Source organism: Sphingobacterium paramultivorum, from assembly GCF_014109745.1.
Lineage (GTDB): Bacteria > Bacteroidota > Bacteroidia > Sphingobacteriales > Sphingobacteriaceae > Sphingobacterium > Sphingobacterium paramultivorum.
The window spans coordinates 2,693,580-2,711,416 of record NZ_CP058555.1 but is presented as its reverse complement, the minus strand read 5'-3'; the positions used below and the strand labels follow the sequence as shown (position 1 = coordinate 2,711,416).

The 17,837-nt window shown below is 39.2% G+C and carries 18 protein-coding genes; 7 read left to right on the top strand and 11 right to left on the bottom strand.

Going from position 1 to position 17,837, the window contains the following annotated elements; genetic code table 11:
• Position 1: 1 nt before the first annotated feature.
• Entirely contained in the window at positions 2 to 709 is a 708-nt protein-coding gene (locus tag HS960_RS11760) for an HAD family hydrolase (protein ID WP_153847409.1), read from the top strand.
• On the opposite strand, the gene HS960_RS11755 is transcribed toward HS960_RS11760, so the two are convergent.
• The 7 genes from HS960_RS11755 to HS960_RS11725 all read right to left on the bottom strand — a co-directional run bounded on the left by HS960_RS11755 (position 692) and on the right by HS960_RS11725 (position 7,451).
• On the bottom strand, positions 692 to 1,573 hold the full coding sequence (locus HS960_RS11755) for an AraC family transcriptional regulator (RefSeq protein ID WP_159728767.1): 882 nt from the start codon (positions 1,571 to 1,573) through the stop codon (positions 692 to 694). The genes HS960_RS11760 and HS960_RS11755 overlap by 18 nt on opposite strands.
• Before the next feature lie 11 nt (positions 1,574 to 1,584).
• Entirely contained in the window at positions 1,585 to 2,265 is a 681-nt protein-coding gene (locus HS960_RS11750) for a M15 family metallopeptidase (protein WP_200845597.1), read from the bottom strand.
• Positions 2,266 to 2,396: 131 nt separating this feature from the next.
• Positions 2,397 to 4,460 carry a polyphosphate kinase 1 gene (ppk1, locus tag HS960_RS11745; protein ID WP_182332754.1) on the bottom strand — a complete coding sequence of 688 codons (2,064 nt, stop codon included), beginning with the start codon at positions 4,458 to 4,460 and terminating at the stop codon, positions 2,397 to 2,399.
• A 247-nt stretch (positions 4,461 to 4,707) separates the two neighbouring features.
• Positions 4,708 to 5,085: a hypothetical protein gene (locus HS960_RS11740; RefSeq protein ID WP_153847412.1), complete on the bottom strand. Its 378-nt coding sequence runs from the start codon at positions 5,083 to 5,085 to the stop codon at positions 4,708 to 4,710.
• 9 nt (positions 5,086 to 5,094) lie between these two features.
• A complete protein-coding gene (locus tag HS960_RS11735) occupies positions 5,095 to 5,673 on the bottom strand; it encodes a DJ-1/PfpI family protein (protein ID WP_153847413.1) in 579 nt (192 codons plus the stop codon).
• Between the two features lie 78 nt (positions 5,674 to 5,751).
• The gene (locus tag HS960_RS11730) at positions 5,752 to 6,315 is read right to left on the bottom strand and encodes an NADPH-dependent FMN reductase (RefSeq protein WP_153847414.1); all 564 of its coding nucleotides are present in this window, start codon (positions 6,313 to 6,315) and stop codon (positions 5,752 to 5,754) included.
• 188 nt (positions 6,316 to 6,503) lie between these two features.
• Complete coding sequence (locus HS960_RS11725; RefSeq protein ID WP_227550283.1) at positions 6,504 to 7,451, bottom strand: 1-aminocyclopropane-1-carboxylate deaminase/D-cysteine desulfhydrase; 948 nt, start codon at positions 7,449 to 7,451, stop codon at positions 6,504 to 6,506.
• Positions 7,452 to 7,469: 18 nt separating this feature from the next.
• Between HS960_RS11725 and HS960_RS11720 the strand changes: the two genes are divergently transcribed.
• Positions 7,470 to 8,516, top strand: coding sequence for an RluA family pseudouridine synthase (locus tag HS960_RS11720; protein WP_182332752.1), 1,047 nt, complete (start codon positions 7,470 to 7,472; stop codon positions 8,514 to 8,516).
• A 19-nt stretch (positions 8,517 to 8,535) separates the two neighbouring features.
• Complete coding sequence (locus HS960_RS11715; RefSeq protein WP_159728763.1) at positions 8,536 to 9,402, top strand: aminotransferase class IV; 867 nt, start codon at positions 8,536 to 8,538, stop codon at positions 9,400 to 9,402.
• Between the two features lie 33 nt (positions 9,403 to 9,435).
• On the opposite strand, the gene HS960_RS11710 is transcribed toward HS960_RS11715, so the two are convergent.
• Entirely contained in the window at positions 9,436 to 10,011 is a 576-nt protein-coding gene (locus HS960_RS11710; protein WP_153847417.1) for an NADPH-dependent FMN reductase, read from the bottom strand.
• Positions 10,012 to 10,224: 213 nt separating this feature from the next.
• Here HS960_RS11710 and HS960_RS11705 point away from each other — a divergent pair, with 213 nt between their 5' ends.
• Together HS960_RS11705 and HS960_RS11700 are read left to right on the top strand one after the other, a co-directional pair.
• On the top strand, positions 10,225 to 10,767 hold the full coding sequence (locus tag HS960_RS11705; protein ID WP_153847418.1) for a hypothetical protein: 543 nt from the start codon (positions 10,225 to 10,227) through the stop codon (positions 10,765 to 10,767).
• A 270-nt stretch (positions 10,768 to 11,037) separates the two neighbouring features.
• The gene (locus tag HS960_RS11700; RefSeq protein ID WP_153847419.1) at positions 11,038 to 11,964 is read left to right on the top strand and encodes a polysaccharide deacetylase family protein; all 927 of its coding nucleotides are present in this window, start codon (positions 11,038 to 11,040) and stop codon (positions 11,962 to 11,964) included.
• Positions 11,965 to 12,048: 84 nt separating this feature from the next.
• Here the strand turns inward: HS960_RS11700 and HS960_RS11695 are convergent, their stop codons facing one another.
• Positions 12,049 to 12,630 carry a PhnA domain-containing protein gene (locus HS960_RS11695; protein WP_075991939.1) on the bottom strand — a complete coding sequence of 194 codons (582 nt, stop codon included), beginning with the start codon at positions 12,628 to 12,630 and terminating at the stop codon, positions 12,049 to 12,051.
• Between the two features lie 280 nt (positions 12,631 to 12,910).
• Here HS960_RS11695 and ypfJ point away from each other — a divergent pair, with 280 nt between their 5' ends.
• Entirely contained in the window at positions 12,911 to 13,780 is an 870-nt protein-coding gene (ypfJ, locus tag HS960_RS11690) for a KPN_02809 family neutral zinc metallopeptidase (RefSeq protein ID WP_153847420.1), read from the top strand.
• Between the two features lie 128 nt (positions 13,781 to 13,908).
• On the opposite strand, the gene HS960_RS11685 is transcribed toward ypfJ, so the two are convergent.
• A complete protein-coding gene (locus HS960_RS11685) occupies positions 13,909 to 14,889 on the bottom strand; it encodes a long-chain-fatty-acid--protein ligase (protein WP_153847421.1) in 981 nt (326 codons plus the stop codon).
• A 166-nt stretch (positions 14,890 to 15,055) separates the two neighbouring features.
• The gene (gene fabG / locus HS960_RS11680) at positions 15,056 to 15,799 is read right to left on the bottom strand and encodes a 3-oxoacyl-[acyl-carrier-protein] reductase (RefSeq protein WP_075991942.1); all 744 of its coding nucleotides are present in this window, start codon (positions 15,797 to 15,799) and stop codon (positions 15,056 to 15,058) included.
• Positions 15,800 to 16,311: 512 nt separating this feature from the next.
• Here fabG and HS960_RS11675 point away from each other — a divergent pair.
• The gene (locus HS960_RS11675) at positions 16,312 to 17,811 is read left to right on the top strand and encodes a malate:quinone oxidoreductase (RefSeq protein WP_120334729.1); all 1,500 of its coding nucleotides are present in this window, start codon (positions 16,312 to 16,314) and stop codon (positions 17,809 to 17,811) included.
• Positions 17,812 to 17,837 lie beyond the last annotated feature (26 nt).

Sequence of the window (17,837 nt, the reverse complement as noted above, 5' to 3'; positions counted from 1 at the left end):
CATGAATAAGTTTAATATTAAAGGGATTATTTTTGATTATGGTGGAACCTTAGACACTAACGGGGGCCACTGGGGAGCTGTTATCTGGTCGGGTTATGAAAAATATCAGGTTCCTGTAAATTTGAACGCTTTTCAGGAGGCCTATACCTACGCGGAACGTCAGATGGCTTTACAGCCTATCATTAAACCGCAGTTTAATTTTTTAGAAGTGCTTGAAGCAAAGCTCAATGTACAATTTGATTATCTTATTGCTGCAGGGTACGACCTAGATCGGTCATTAGCTCATAAAATAGCCTTTGACGGTTATTCGCTGGCAAAGAATACAGTTGAGCAGGTAAAACCACTGTTAAATTCACTTCATGCAAAATATCCAATTGTCATGGTGTCCAATTTTTATGGTAATTTAAAATCAGTACTTGACGATTTTGGTATCCTGCCATATTTTCAGTCTGTTGTGGAGTCTGCTGTCGTCGGTGTACGCAAACCTGATCCTGCAATCTATGCTTTAGGTGTGACTAAAATAGGTCTTCCTGCGCAAGATGTATTGGTTGTGGGTGATTCCTATAGTAAAGATATGGTACCTGCCAAAGCCGTTGGCTGCCAGACCTTATGGTTGAAAGGGCAGACTTGGGGCGAGGATAAATTGCAAGATACTTCAGCTGCAGACCAACAATTTACAAGTATCTTTGATTTAATCGACTTTGTTTAAATAAAGATTCTGACGAAATTCTTTAGGCGAGATTCCAACATTTCGCTTAAAGAATTTACCAAAAAAGGATTGATCCGAGAAATGCAATTTCACCGCAATTTCTCCGATGGAAAGCCCCTGGCAAAGTAACGATTTTGCTTCCTCCACTAAGACGTTCTGAATAAGTTCTATTGCTGATTTTCCGGTTAGTTCTTTCGTAATTACGGATAGGTGTTTTGCTGTGATACCAAGTTCCATCGCATAAAATTGCACCATGTGTTCTTTATGAAACGACTTTTTTAGGAGCAAATGGAAATTGGCAAGTATCTCTCTTTTCCGAGAGGGAATAGCTGGTGTATTTCGCATATTTTGGCTTCCTAGACGGGCTATTTCGCAAAATAATATTTCCGTTAATGACTTTATAATCTGATTCTTGAAAAGATAGCTAGACCCTTGTCGATCGTAATGAATAAACTGTTTAAATAAGTTGGATAAGTTAGTTGAATCTTGGTTCGATAGCGACCAGATGTAGCTGTCATTTAAGGCAAGAGACTTCTTGGTGACCTCGAAGAAATCCTCCTGGAAATCCAGTTTGAAGCTAAAATCCAGCGTAAAGAAAATCAAATATACCTCACAATCCCAAGATTTGACGACCGAAGAGCCATTAACTCGCGAAGAAGGATTGGTTAACAATAGGTGATTTTGAGCAACTTGTACCCGTTCATTATTAATGATGAAGGAAGTTTCACCTTTTTTTATTAAACAGAGTGAATAGAGCTCACCTTTTGATAAAATGTGCTGTTGCTCGGAACTAAAGACGGGTTTTGATTTGTTGCCTTTAAAATGAAAAACATAAAAGCCCTTGTGTTCGATGGAAGTTTCCATTACAGACATGTTTATTTTACGATAAAATCAAAATAGGTTTTACGATAGGGTTCATCTTGCAAGGTGTAATGCCACCATTCCTTATCATAAGCTTTAAAGCCAAATTTAGCCATCGCTTCTTTTAAGATCTTTCGGTTCTCTTTCTGTTGGGCTGTCAGATTCGCGTATTGGTGATGTGAGACTGCCCCGAAAAAATCAAAAGGTCCACCCATGTCAATCTCTTTTTGATCTTTTAAGCTAATGAGCGTTAGATCTACTGTACTGCCCCGGCTGTGGCCCGATTTGGACGCAATAAAGCCTAGATTGAACAAATTCTTCTTATTGATAAGCGGGTAGAATTCTTTTTTTGCGATCGTATCATTGGTGTTTAAGGACCATGTTTTAAAGTTGTCAACAGCACGTTGCGGGCGGTAGGCGTCGAATATTTTCAAGCCAAGACCTTTTTTATTTAAATGGTTCTCGACCTGCTGCAGTGCTAGCGCTGCGCGTTTAGTTAAAATAGCGACTGGTTTTTCATAACCTTGAATCGGCCTTCCGGTGAAGTTGTGACTGCCGAAATAACGCATTTCTAAGCTTATCGTAGGGATAATGTCCTTGACGTATACAAAATCTGAAGGCATGATCTTTTCCTGCCCACGGAGGCAAAGTGTGAAAAGGCTTAAGCCAAATGTAAGACACAAGTTGAATTTCATGGAATGAAGATACAACTTGTGTCTTAATTAATATAATAAAAACGTTGATTCTCGTCTGTATCAATAGGTATAAAACCCAGTTCGGTTTATTGATCAATTTGCGCTCCTATTGATAGACAGGCCACTAATGATCAGCTAATTTTTTTTTTCAGGTAATTGTATATTTCTATCTGTGAACGACATGGGGCCTCTTTATTCTCGACGTAATGATTGCTCAGGGAATTATTGAGTATCCGCGCTTTGACATTATCTTTGAGCTGGATCTGAAGCATTTCTTTTAAATCCTCCTTGATTTTTTTGCTTGTTATTTTTACTGCTGCTTCAATACGATGATCCAAGTTTCTTGTCATCCAGTCCGCAGAGGAAATAAATAGCAGCTCTCGGCCAGCATTATAAAAATACATCACACGTGCATGCTCCAAATATTCATCCACGATTGAAATGGCATTCATTTGCAATTTAAACGTTTTTTGATTTGTTGCGCAGTAGATTCCCCGGATAATAAGATCTATTTTGACACCAGCTGTAGCTGCGTCATAGAGCTTTTTAATCATTTCTTTATCGCTGAGTGAATTTACCTTGACAATGATGTATGCTTTTCGGCCAGCCTTTGCTTCGGTAATTTCCTGGTCGATATAGTGTAGAAGTTCTCTACGCATATCCGTTGGGCATATCAAAAGACTTTTGCAATTTTTGATAATTTCAGCCGGATTTGATTTGGGACGTCTCAGGTAATTGAAAACCTTATTTATATCGGCAATAACATCCCTATTACTCGTTAAGAGGCAATAGTCTCCGTATAATTTCGCCGTTTTTTCGTTGATATTTCCTGTGCTGACAAAACCATATTGGATCGTTTTCATCCCAATACGTTTTTTTATCACACATAGTTTTGCATGGATCTTTTTATTTGGAATACCGGTCAGTACTTTAATGCCTTCCAGTTCAAGTTTCTCTTTCCAGTCCAAATTGTTTTCTTCATCAAATCTTGCACGAAGTTCAAGCATCACGGTGACTTCCTTTCCGTTGCGGGCTGCGTTAATCAAGGCATTTGCAATTTTTGAACTCGAGGCTAAGCGGTATGCCGTAATCTGGATCGTTTTTACATCGGGATCCATTGCTGCTTCCCGAAGTAAATCGATGATCGGTCTAAACTCATGATATGGAAAGGAGAGCAACACATCTTTTTTTAATATGGTATCCGTTACACGTTCGTAATTTTGGAAATAAGGATGTGGAAAGGACGTTCGTTCCAAGGGCTGATTGTAGGATTTAAACACATTGGGAAAATCCATGAAGTGTTTGAAGTTGTGTATTTTTTGCCCTGGAATGATGCTGTCTTTTTTTGAAAGGTTAAGTTTCTTGATCAGGAATTCTACCAATTTATGGTCCATCTCTTGATCGAAAATAAACCGGGTAGGTTTACCTTTTCTTCTGTTTTTTACCCCTTTGCTTATCTTCTCAACCAGCGTCGTGTTGATATCATTGTCAATGTCAAATTCGGCGTCTTTTGTTACTTTAAAGACATGTGCATTGAATACATCAAAACCGAAATAGGAAAATATTAATGGAAGATTAAACTTGATAACGTCCTCCAAAAGTATAATATGCTTTTCATCTTTTGGCGAAGGTAATTGTACGAAGCGTCCATTTTGACTGGTAGGGATTTCGATGAGCGCAAATTTGGTTTCATACTGCCATTCCTGTTTTCCCATCGCAATACCCAAGTAAAGGCTCTTATCCCGAATATAGGGCATAGGTCGTACATCGTCCAATATCAAAGGAATGACGTTCGATTCCACCTCATCCTGATAATAATCGCTCACAAACTTTTGTTGTTCGGGGTTCAGTTCCTCACTGGTCTTAATATAGACACTCTGTTTGGCCATATCTTTTTGGATACGATTCCACGTACTGTCAAATTTCTTTTGCTGCTTGATTACCCGGATATTGAGCTCTTCTAATATGAGCTGTGGATCTTCGTAGAAGGATTGGTTGGCACTTTTGTCTTTCAGGTCTATAGCCCGTTTTAGACCTGCAACACGCACACGGAAAAATTCATCGAGGTTATTGGAAAATATACCTAAAAATTTGATTCTTAAGGGTAAAGGGACCGTCTCGTCCGCAGCTTCCTGAAGTACTCTGCCATTAAAGCTCAACCAACTAACGTCTCTAGGAATAAATTTTTTCGCCATAGCTAAATATACGTAAATTTAAAAAGCAAAACTATAGCTCTACAGGGGATAATCGAACTTTTTTGTGTTAAAGAATTATTAAGTTATTTTTTGTTCATGTGTGTAGACCGGAATTTTAAAGGTGCATTTTTACCACTGCTCTTCTTCCCTGGCAATGACCGCTACAAGGTGTTGCACTGCATGGCAAAAAAAATCCCCCAAAGGTCTATTCAGACTTTGAGGGATATGTCATTATGTTTGGTTTCGTCTATTTCTTCTTTCCGTACTTTTTGGAAATTTGAAGAGCTTTGTATTTCGTCGTGTCAAAATGTGGCGTGTCAATTGACAAGCTTGTCGGATAAGGAGCACTTCGATCGAAGAAGTACACTGTTGTTGTACTTCCGTAATCATTAACAGGCATTAAATCAAGACAGGCAGAATAATCCGCATTCAACAGGTCGCCCACAGTAACGGCATAAATGCGTATGATACCACCTTTATTTTGTTCATTTCTGACGAAAGCGACTTCCTTAAAACCTCCAGGTAGATCTTCAATACTTTTCTGATTGAAGCTATCTTTTAAAATAAAACCCAACAGCACTAAAATCGGTATGACCAAAAGCCATAGCCTTTTATTCTTCTTCATTAAAAATACTTAAATTGTAATTGTTATACCTAATAATTTGTAAAACTCTTTTAAAATTGCCTGGTGTCCTGGCCAAGCAGGAGAGGTGACCAAATTGCCGTCTACGACCGCTTGATCCGCAGGGATGTTTTTCCATGTGCCGCCTGCTAGTTCAATGTCGGGACCCACAGCAACATAAGCTGTCAATGTGCGACCTGCGAGTACTTTTGCTGCTGTCAACACTTGGATGCCATGACATATTGCTGCCACAGGTTTATTGTGCTCAAAGAAGTGTCTCGTAATCTCCAAAACACGTTTGTTGAGTCGAATATATTCTGCCGATCGCCCTCCAGCAATATATAGACCGTCATAATCTTCGACATTTACCGCGTCGAAATCTTTATTGATTGCGAAATTATGCCCGCGCAGTTCTTTATAAGTCTGATCACCAGTGAAATCATGCACTGCTGTGGGAACTACATCTCCACTTTTGCGGTCCGGAGCAATTGCATCTACCGTTAATCCTATTGAACCCATTGCTTGAAATGGAACCATTGCTTCGTAATCTTCTACAAAGTCACCTACAAGTAGTAATATTTTTTTTGCCATATCAAAAAACCTCTTTTAATAGGTTTTCAATTTACATATTAAAAGAGGTATTCACAATGATTATTTGTTAATCTTTTGTTAACCTTGCACGGCTAATTTTTCGGCAAGTGCACGTTTTGTTTTACGCACTTTAGCTTCTAATTGACTTCTTAAAGTGGGATCGATAATACCTTTACCTTCTTCAAAGTTTTTGTGGAATTCAGGAAGGGAGAAGGAGTCTAATATATCGGCGCCATCCCAAGTGATTCGGTTTACTGCGGTGTTCAATACCGTGGCACCTCCCATTGGACCAGGGGCAGTAGCCAATAAAAAAACAGGCTTGCCATTGAATAATTTGCGGTTAGGAATACGCGAAACCCAGTCAACAATATTTTTGTAAGCTGTAGTATATGACCCATTGTGTTCGGCCAAAGAAATCAAAAGGAAATCTGCTGCGTCCATTTTAGCTGCAAAGTCATGCGCCAATTGTGGAATGCCCAACTCAACTTCTTTGTCGTAAGAATAGATAGGCATTTCAAAATGGTTTAAGTCTAGCAATTCGATGATATCGTCTGCTTCTTTATAGTATTTGGAAGTACTTGTGACGAACGTTTTGTTGATTGAATTTTTGTTGCTTGTTCCTGCAAATGCTAATATTTTCATCTTTATATCATTAATTTATGAGGTGTTGAATAGGGGCAAAACTACCCTATACTGACCTAGTTGTTACCTTTAGAAAATCATGAATTTCGCATGTTTTCGCTATGTTTTATTTTAAAATCTGGTCAAACTTACGATATAATTGCTGAATAAATGTCAATCAAATGTCTCTGTACGGCGTTCTAGCGTATTTATTGATGTAGATCAATAAAATTGAAACGTTCGTACATACCAAGCAGGCCTGTAAGTCCGCCAGTATGAATAACGAGTACCTGATCTGCGGGGGTAAAGTAGTCCTTTTTGATCAGATCATCTACGGCATAAAGTAATTTGCCGGTATAGGTGGGCTCGATCATGATTCCTGTAGCAGCTATAAAATGCTGCACAAAGGCGAGCAAGTCGGTATTGGATTTTGCATAACCACCAAAATGATAATCAAGATGTAAAATAGGAGGGGTGATGTTGGGGTAAAGTTGATCGACTTCCTCCTGAATAAAGCCCCCATTTTTTAAAACAGGTATGCCGTGTACGCGGGTAAATAGATCTCGTTTTTCTATAGCATTGGCTATTCCAGCTAATGTTGTTCCTGTGCCGCAGGCGGTAAAAATATGCTGGTATTCATGTTGGAGTTCATCAACGAGTTCGGAGCAACCTTTTGCTCCTAGCATGCCGTAACCACCCTCGTGTATATAGAACGTCGTTGGATCCTGACCAAAATAGGTGTTGTATAAATTTTCTTTATCTCGGTAAGATTCGCGGTCGACGTAAATGAGCTGCATCCCAAAAAGGCGGCACATCGCTAAAACAGGGTTGTTAACCCCTTCTTCACCTCGAACAAAAGCGGTTGTTTTAAACTTGAAGGTAGCTCCGGCGCAAGCGGTAGCTAAAAGATGGTTGCTCCATGCTCCACCAAATGTAACAAGATGATTTTTCTGAAGCAGCAGGGCTTCTTCCAGATTATATTTTAATTTTCGCCATTTATTGCCTGAAATAAAAGGATGGATGAGGTCATCGCGCTTAAGTGTTACTTTAATATGCTTCTTCTCCCAGGCTGGGAGGCACAATTCAGTTTCGGGGCTATGGATTTTGAAGGGCAACATAACATTAAATGAAAACAAATTTAACGAAAATTGTTTCATTTGGTTTATTTTTGTAGCATGACAGAACAAATAGGATCGCAAGATCAGGAAGAACAAGAATTATTTGAGCATCTACGTATTGAGGTGGATAAGGGACAAGCATTACTCCGCATTGACAAATACCTGATGAACAGGGTAGAAAATGCTACGCGGAGCAAAATTCAGCATGCTATTGAAGCAGGTTCTGTCATGGTTAACGGTAAGGAGATCAAGGCGAGCTATAAGGTTAGACCTGATGATGTGATTACATTGGTGCTACCTGATCCACCACGGGATAACGAAGTTTATCCTGAAAACATTCCATTGGATATCAAATACGAGGATGACGACGTGCTGATTGTGAATAAAGAGGCGGGAATGGTCGTGCATCCAGGATATAATAATTATACGGGAACCTTGGTAAATGCATTAACTTATCATATACAGCAGCTGCCACAGCTCCCAGGAAACTCCGATCGCCCGGGGTTGGTGCATCGAATCGATAAAGACACTTCCGGACTATTGGTTATTGCTAAAAATGAAAAATCAATGGCCTTTTTGGCAAAACAGTTTTTCGATCACAGCATTACCCGTAAGTATATTGCATTAGTTTGGGGTGATTTAAAGGAGGACGGAACAATTACAGGTTATATTGGACGTCATCTAAAAGACAGACGCATCATGGCGATGTATGATGGTGAAGACAAAGGGCGTTGGTCAGTGACACATTACAGAGTTTTGGAGCGACTGGGCTATGTTACTTTAATAGAATGTCAGTTAGAAACAGGGCGTACACACCAAATTCGTACGCATATGCAATCTATTGGTCATCCGTTATTTAATGATGCAATGTATGGTGGAGATAAGATTTTAAAAGGTACCGTGTTTTCAAAGTACAAGCAGTTTGTGGATAACTGTTTTTCATTACTGCCGCGACAAGCCCTTCATGCGCAAGTATTGGGATTTATCCATCCTTCTACAAAAGAAAATATGTATTTTGAGGTACCATTTCCGGAAGATTTTCGTTTAGCTTTAGAAAAGTGGCGCGGATATGCGGCAAATTCAATGGCTATAGAAAATGATTAAAATTTAGAACAAAATTAAGATGCCAACAAACTATATCAATTTCAATGGCAGTGTAGTGCCGGAAGATCAGGAAATATTTAGCATTGAGAATAGAGGTTTCCGTTATGGGGATGGATTATTCGAAACGATGCTGTATAAGGATGGTGATATCCGCTTTCTAAATTTTCATGTCGAGCGTTTACAGAAAGGAATGGAGTTGATTCATTTGGATGATGCGAACCTGTTCGATGAATTTTTTATTCGTTCGAGATCCGAAGAATTAATCCGTAAAAACAACATGTTGGGGCAGCAGGTTCGTATCCGATTGATCGTGTTTAGATCTGGAGGCGGATTGTATAGTCCAACGAGTAATAAACCTGGTTTTGTTTTGCAGGTGCAGCGCATAGAACCTAATCTTCGCGATAAGAAGGTCGGTTTGATTGTAGGGCTGTACAGTGAATTCAAAAAACCGTATAGCGATCTTTCAAAGATTAAATCTTTAAATGCGCAGATTTATGTGTTGGCTGGCATCTATAAAAAGAAAATGGCTTTTGATGATGTATTGATTCTAAATCAGGAAGGTTATCTATGTGAATCCTTGATTTCAAATATCTTTGTCTATTATGAAAAGGTACTTTATACACCAGCGTTATCCGAAGGATGTATTGAAGGAGTAATGCGCCGGGTAGTTATGGACATGGCACAGGATGAAGGTATAGAGGTTGTTGAGGCACAGATAAGCCCCGAAATCATGAAACGGGCGGATGAGATTTTCTGTACCAATGCTGTACAGGGCGTACAATGGGTAATGGGCTATAAGCAAAAGCGCTATTTCAATAAGATATCGCGGATTTTGCAGGAAAAATTACAACATTGGAACTATGACGTCAGTGATGAACAGGACTAGAATAATTTGATTATACATACAAAAGGTCAGGATTTAATCCTGACCTTTTGTATGTATAATTCGCTCAGCCCATTGCTCAAAGGCATTTTTAAAGCTGCGTAGAAAATCTTTGGTTTTTTGTGATTCAATAGTCCCACTGGGACCAATACATGTTGTTATACTGCCCAAATAAGCTTCGGGTTGCTGCATCGTTAAGATATTGACGAAGACTAGTGACTGACGTAAATGGTGGTTGGCGCCAAAGCCTCCGTAAACTCCCGTTGATGAAGAAATTATTGCGCCAGGTTTACCATCCCATTTATTTTTTCCATAGGGTCTTGAACCCACGTCAATCGCATTTTTTAAAACTGCAGGAATAGAACGATTATACTCTGCAGTAATAAAAAGTACAGCATCCAGGGACGCAACCTCTTTCCGAAATCGCACATAGCTCGGAGGAGGATTTCCTACATCGTCAACATCCTGATTATATAGGGGAAGCTCGCTGATATCGATTATGCGATAGCCAAATTTAGATTCCTCTTGTTCAAGAATAAACTGCGCAATTTTTTTGTTGTAAGATTCCTTTCGTAAGCTACCAACCAATATTCCTACGTTATATATACTCATTGTGATTAGTTCATTAAAGTCTGTATGATCTGAACAACTGATCCTACTAAAAAGTTTGCGGTTTTATTGCTAACTATAATCATATTCAACCTGTTTAAAATGAAGCTCTTATTGTTGTGTTAACAAAAATTAACATTTGAACATTAATCTTTTGCACACTGTTTGTTGTCGTATTGTAAAGAAGAAATTACAAACTAGAGGGAGGAGCTACTTATGAAAAAATTGTTTTACGCGGCGGCGATTATTGCAGGCCTTTTTACAGCGGGAGCTGCACAAGCGCAAGTCAGTATTAGTGTCAATATTGGGAGTCAGCCAAGCTGGGGGCCAGTAGGTTATGATTATGCTCGTTATTATTATATTCCAGAATACAATATGTATTACGATGTACCCGCGAGATGTTACGTTTATTATGATAATGGCGGCTGGATAAGAAGAGCAAGTTTACCGAGGAGATACAGACATTACGATTTTTATCGGGCTCATAAAGTGGTTATTAACGATCGCACACCATGGCATCACCACGATCGGTATAGAAGCCGTTATGGCGGTTACCGTGGAAGACAAGTATCTATCCGTGACAACCACCACGGTGGTAGCGGGTATTCATTTGCCAGCGAGCGTAGTGTAAGGCGCGAACATTCATGGGGAGAAAGCCGTCGATACGATAGAGGAAATGGACATGGACGTGGCAATAACCAAGGGCATGGAAACGGACATGGGCGTGGTAACGGTCACGGAGGAAGACATAGAGATTAATCGAGTAGTTGAATAACATGATAAAAAAGGAATCTATATAAATATAGGTTCCTTTTTTTTGGCCAGAAATAACACGCTGTTTGCATTCGTAGCTTTGGGTGCTTGCGGAATCATGAAGCTTTTAGTGTACATGCACAATAAATTAAATAACATAACAGCTTGATTAATGAAAAATATATTAATTTTGCGCTACACGGGACTGAGGTCAGCCTATTTTAGGCGATTTTGAGTTTTTGGGAAATAATTGTAATGTGTAAGTTAATTTTTGTGATGAGAAAAGTGGTTAATTCGGGTGTTGTATGGGTAGGGTTAAGTATATCTATTTTTGGATTTTACTCCTGCAATCAAAGTGGGACAAATAAGGTGCAAAATGTGGGAGCTGTTGACTCTATGCCGCCAAAAAAGGATAGTTTGCTTGCTGTGCAAGATTCTATAAGTAAAGTGGATTCGCTGCGTAAAGACACCATTACAAAAATGGAAGAAAATGTGGACTACAAAGGGACTAAAGATACGACAGTATTGTTGACTGATACAGTTTCTCCACGTTATATTTATCTCACTTTTGACGATGGTCCACTGAATGGAAGCCAGCACCTTGATTCCATTGCGACTGCTAAAGGGATCAAAATTAATGCTTTTCTGATTGGCAATCATGACAAAATGAGTAAAAAATTACACAGTTTTACAGAACGTTATAAGAATAATCCTTTAGTGGATTGTTACAACCACAGTTACTGGCATGCGCACAATAAATACAGTACTTTCTATTCGAATCCACAGACGGCTTTTGAAGATTTTGAACTTGCTGAGCAATCACTGGGTTTAACACATAAAATAGTGCGGTTGCCGGGACGAAATATCTGGTATATCGGAGACCGTAAAAAGGTTGATTTGAAAAGTGGGGCTTCGACGGCCGAGTTACTACACCAGAATGGTTATAAAGTAATTGGTTGGGACTGTGAGTGGAAGATTAATGGTGTTACAGGGAAGCCAGACCTATCGGTGAATCAGTTGTATACCCAAATGAAGAATTTACTTCGTAAAGGTACCTCTTATACGAAAAACAATGTTGTGCTATTGACACATGATAATATGTATCAAACGAAAAAAGGACAGCGGTTATTATCGGATTTGATCGATAGTCTCAAACAACATCCAAACTATCGTTTTGAATTTGTGCGGAATTATCCGCAATAGTGACAGCTATCTATCTAAATAGTTAAGGCTTAAACAGGAATGAACACCAGTTTAAGCCTTAATTATTTAGTCGAAAAGTCTATTTTAATTTTGTTTACGGAGATATTTGGTCAGTATAACGATTGTTTGACCTTCAATCTTTCCTTCAATTTGTTCGATATTGTCTGCTACTAGTCGAATATTCTTAACCACGGTGCCTAAAGTCGCTTTTAAGGAGGAACCTTTCACGTCAAGCGTTTTTGTCAGAACAACGGTATCGCCCTCCAACAGTCGTTGCCCGATGCTATCTTCATGAAAAGAAACATAGCCATCATTTTCATGATCTCCAGTTTTCTTAGCTTCCAATAGTGTTTCATCGTCGAGATAGAGGATATCCAGTGCTTCAGACGCCCAGCCTTCATTTTTTAATCGGTTTAACATACGCCAGCATACAATTTGCACCGATGGGTTTTCGGACCACATCGCATTTGGAAGGAATTTCCAGTCGTCTGGATTTAATTGCTCCGTTTTGTTGAGCTGATTGACCAATGTTTCTGAAATCAGTAAAGTATTGTCCAAATTTGATGTTATTTCCGGTGGTAATGTGTAGGCAATTAAAGTAGCATCTTCGCCTGTCAGCTCACATTTCCCGCCAGCTCTCGCTTGTAATTGTTCTTCTAATTTCATGTCAGTTTTTTTGAAAGCCCAAACTTAGCCAAATTTGCTTTGATGTGCAATGACGAATATCACGACTTAGGGAAATAATTCCTGTTTTTACTCTTATAAAGCATTGTTTTTGCTTATGACTTTCATTTGTTTGCTGGTAGATTTATTTATATGATGCGGGCTATGAGGTAAAGTGAAGTAAATTTTTTCTTAAAATAAATTTACTTCATGTAGAACATTGGTACCGAATTTGTGTTTAACCAACATTAGAAAAGATTATTAACTGTAATATAGGAATACTATGAAATGGCAAGGAGGCAAGCAAAGTGGTAATTTTGAGGACCGTCGTGGAATGTCGGGGGGAGGAAAAATTGCTTTAGGAGGAATTGGTGGAATTATTGTTTTGGTCATTGGATTTTTGATGGGTGGAGATCCGATGCAACTCTTACAGCAAGCCCAAAATATGGGGGCGCAAACTGAACAGTCGGGACAGCCGCGTGAGTTAAATCCTGAGGAAAAAAGACTAACTGAATTTTCATTAACTGTACTTCAGAGTACCGAGGATGTTTGGGCAAAGCTGTTTAAAGAGCAGATGCAGAAAAATTATACCCCTACAACACTCGTATTTTACGATGGGGGAACACAAACGGATGGTTGTGGTATGGGGCAGGCTTCTTACGGACCTTTTTATTGTCCGGGTGATCAAAAGATTTATCTGGATCTGAGCTTTAGTAAAGAACTGTCGGATAAATTCGGTGCAAAGGGAGAGTTCGCTATGGCATATGTAATTGCGCATGAAGTTGGACATCATATCCAACAATTGGTGGGATTATTGCCGAAGACCAATCAAGCCCGAGGGAAACTGAGTGAGCGTGAAAATAACAGGATTTCCGTTATGACCGAGCTGCAAGCGGATTTTTATGCTGGTGTATGGGCGCATTACATCAATGAATTAACAGATGTAAAAATTGATTATAATGATATAATGGACGGGATGAAAGCTGCAGCTGCTGTTGGTGATGATAAATTACAGACGGAAGCACAGGGCTATGCTGTTCCTGAATCATTTACACATGGTACATCCGCCCAGCGTATGGAATGGTTTAAAAAAGGATATGACTCAGGGGATATGCGATCGGGCAACACCTTTGAAGATCCGAGTCTGAAATAAGGATCGTAATTCGAATAAAAAAACACCTGGCCGTGCATTAAGACCAGGTGTTTTTTATTGTGGTATAGGCAATTTGCCTTGAGGGAACCAAGCCGTTTGGCAAATGCCGCGCTGATCATGTTAGATCATTACTGAACCAAGAGATTACAACCACGAATATCACTTTGGTCAAAACGTCCCAATATTTCAAAAGATCCATCCTGATATACTTTGCCTAAATCTTGTGTGGCTATAAATGAACACGAGTAGCGATTGGCGAGGTCGATTACATTGATACCGCCAGTTTTATTCAAAGGAATCAGGCTTAAAGGATCATTGGTATCTCGAATCAAGATTTTCATCCATTTGGGAAGATAGAATATTCCCTGACCTGAAGAGTAGCCTTGTGAGAGTAACTCTGTCATGCCATATTCAGAATGGATACCATGGACAGAAAAGGCTTCTTCCAGGAGTTTATGGATTTCCTGTTTCACCATTTCCTTACGCTTACCTTTCATTCCGCCGGTTTCCATAATGATCAGTTCAGGAAATTCAAAGGCATATTGTTCAATGAAGTCGAGTAGGGCATACGTTACGCCAAAGAGGATGGTCTTTGTGCCTTTATTTTTGAGCTTAATAAGTGTATCGTAAAGCTCTTGGTGGTTATAGAGAAAATAATTGCTTTCAGGTTGTTCACTTTGCTTCATGAGATCATCAATCATATAGATCAGCGACGAACCACTTCGCTCTAGGTAGGATGGGAGCAATGCAAGGACGGCGATGTTGCCGAGCGGACCATAGAAACTTTCAAAAATCTTCCGAAAAGTTCGCTCATATATACTCCGGTCAGCGACCAGATGTTTTGAGGTAACCATACCCGTTGTACCCGAACTCGAGAATACAATTTCAGCCTCCATTCCTTCAGCAATAACCTGTTGAGTCTTAAAAAATTCGATGGGCATGAAAGGAATATCCGTATAGTGCTGAATAAGGTCTTTTTCTCGCCCAAGGAGCCTGATATAGTCACGATAAACTTTGCAATGCTGGCTTTGGAATTGGTAGGTATCTAAACAATGCTGATTAAAATCATCCTCTGTTTTAATGTCAAAAAAATCCTTCCAGTTCGTCATAGCATTTAAAAATTTGATAGACAAAATTAACTAAAATTTGGAAAAGAACACCGTTAATTGTGGCGTGCATAGGTGTTTCGTAGAAATAGATCAGGATAGGCCGTGAAATATAACTAGAGAACAGGCTTAGGTCAAGTTAAGAAAACTTAACCTAAGCCTGTTTATTTTATAACATACCACCATCAACAGGAAGAACCTGTCCGGTTACGTATGCTGATAAATCAGATGCTAAATAAAGACATGCATTGGCAACGTCTTCTGGTTCGCCAGCACGTTTCAATGGAATTCCGGCTTCCCATCCAGCCACAACTTTAGGATCCAGTACATCTGTCATTTCGGTACGTATAAAACCTGGAGCAACTACATTTGCACGGATATTACGAGAACCTAATTCTTTAGCGATGGATTTTGTGAACCCAATAATACCAGCTTTCGATGCGGCATAATTTGCCTGACCGGCATTTCCTTGAACTCCAACAACTGAAGACATATTGATAAATGAACCTTTACGGTTTTTCATCATAATTTTCGAAGCAGCTTTTGTAACGTTAAAGACAGATTTTAAGTTGACATTTAATACATCATCCCAATTCTCTTCGGTCATACGCATTAACAAGCCGTCTTTTGTGATACCGGCATTATTTACAACGATATCTAATCCTCCAAAATCGGCAACGATCGCATTGATTAATTGTTCTGCTTCTTCGAATTTTGAAGCGTCAGAGCGATAACCAATCACTTTGGTGCCGAAAGCTTGAAGCTCCTGTTCCAGCGCCTGTCCTTTTTCGACAGAAGAAAGATATGTAAAAGCGACGTTAGCACCATGTTGTGCAAACACTTCCGCAATTTTCCTTCCGATTCCTTTTGATGCTCCTGTTACTAAAGCAATTTTTCCTTCAAGTATTTTCATCTGTATAAGTTATTTGTTCTTCAATTATTCACACTTAGGCATTTATGTCCATTTTCCACGCGCTGTCTTTCTCTCACAGCCCGTCTGTTATTGGAATTCAATACGAAACATGAACTCGTTTCCATTTGGTTTATCTTGGTTATGCCACAGTGCTTGTGTTTTTTCGATGCCGTCGTATTAGCGAATAAATGATCTTGTTTTTTAGCTATTGTGTACACTATTGCCTTTCGATGTTCTGCAAAAATGTTAAAACTATATTATAACACAAAATCTTTCGATAAATAACGGTTTAAAATAGAAAAACATTGTGTGCTGACCTTGTGTTTATCTTGGAGTGGGGGAGTGTTTTCAGGAAACAATTTTAGAATTTTACGGTAAGCGATCGCTCACTTAGGATTATTTTAATAAATCAATGGTATTTTTGAATAAGTGGTTCTAAAAAGTACAGTTTTTTGACAAAAGACTTGGACGTTTACCAAAAACTATATTAAATTTGCATCAATCACAAAAACATGAGCAAAAAATCAAATAAAGAAGTTGACGTTGTTCTGATCGGCGCCGGTATTATGAGTGCTACTTTGGGTACTCTAATCAATGAATTAAGCCCAGACGTTAATATTGAAATTCTTGAGCGTTTGGATGTTGTGGCTGCTGAAAGTTCTGACGCTTGGAATAATGCTGGCACGGGTCACTCTGCCTTATGCGAGTTAAATTATACCCCCGAACAGAAGGATGGTTCTGTAAAGATTGATAAAGCAGTTAAAATTGCTGAGCAATTTGAAGTGTCTAAGCAATTTTGGTCCTACCTCGTTGATAAAGGCATTATTGCCCAACCTGAAAATTTTATCCGTAGTATTCCACACATGAGTGCGGTTTTTGGTGAAAAAGATGCTAAATTCCTAAAGACAAGATGGGAAACATTGACGACCCAAAACTTGTTCAAAGGGATGGAGTATACCGAAGATACGGCATTGTTGAAATCGTGGATTCCATTGATGATGGAAGGACGCGAGGCCGACGAAAAAATCGCTGCAACAAAAATGGATCTGGGTACTGATGTTAATTTTGGGTCGTTGACACGTGATTTGATCGCTAATCTTGAAAATAAAGAAAATATTTCGATCTCCTTAAACCATGAAGTAATCGACATCGAACGTGAAGAAGATGGCCGTTGGGAAGTGGAGGTCAAAGATTTAAAGACAGGAACAAAGAGAGAAATCAAAGCAAAGTTTGTATTTATTGGGGCCGGTGGCCACTCGTTGTTATTGTTGGAAAAATCTGGAATACCGGAAGCGAAAGGCTATGGCGGATTTCCTGTAGGGGGCCAATGGCTACGTTGTGTAAATGAAGAAATCATTAATACACATCATGCGAAGGTATATGGAAAAGCTTCTGTTGGAGCTCCTCCAATGTCTGTACCGCACTTAGATACACGTTATATTGATGGCAAACAAGCGTTATTGTTTGGACCTTATGCAGGTTTTTCAACTAAATTCTTAAAACAAGGTTCTTACTTCGATTTACCCGCTTCTATCAAACTGTCCAATATCCGTCCGATGTTATCAGCCGGACTTGACAACTTACCTTTGACGAAGTATCTTATTACTGAAGTCATGAAGTCACCAAAAGATAAACTAGAGTCTTTAAAACAATTTATGCCTACAGCTAAATTGGAGGATTGGGTTATCGAGAAAGCAGGACAACGTGTTCAGGTCATCAAGAAAGATGAAAAGAAAGGTGGAATTTTAGAATTTGGTACAGAGGTCGTTTCTAGTGCAGATGGTTCTATTGCAGCGCTATTAGGAGCTTCTCCTGGAGCTTCGACCTCAGTTGCTATCATGATCAGCCTGTTGAAGAGATGTTTCCCTGAACGTGCGAAATCAGATGAATACCGTAAAAAACTACGTGAAATGATTCCTTCACACGGGAAATCATTGAACGATGATGCGCAACTATGTAAAGAAACGCGTACGCGTACGCACAAAGCGTTGAAATTGATTGATATAGAATAATCAATTCGACAGAAAATATACTTATG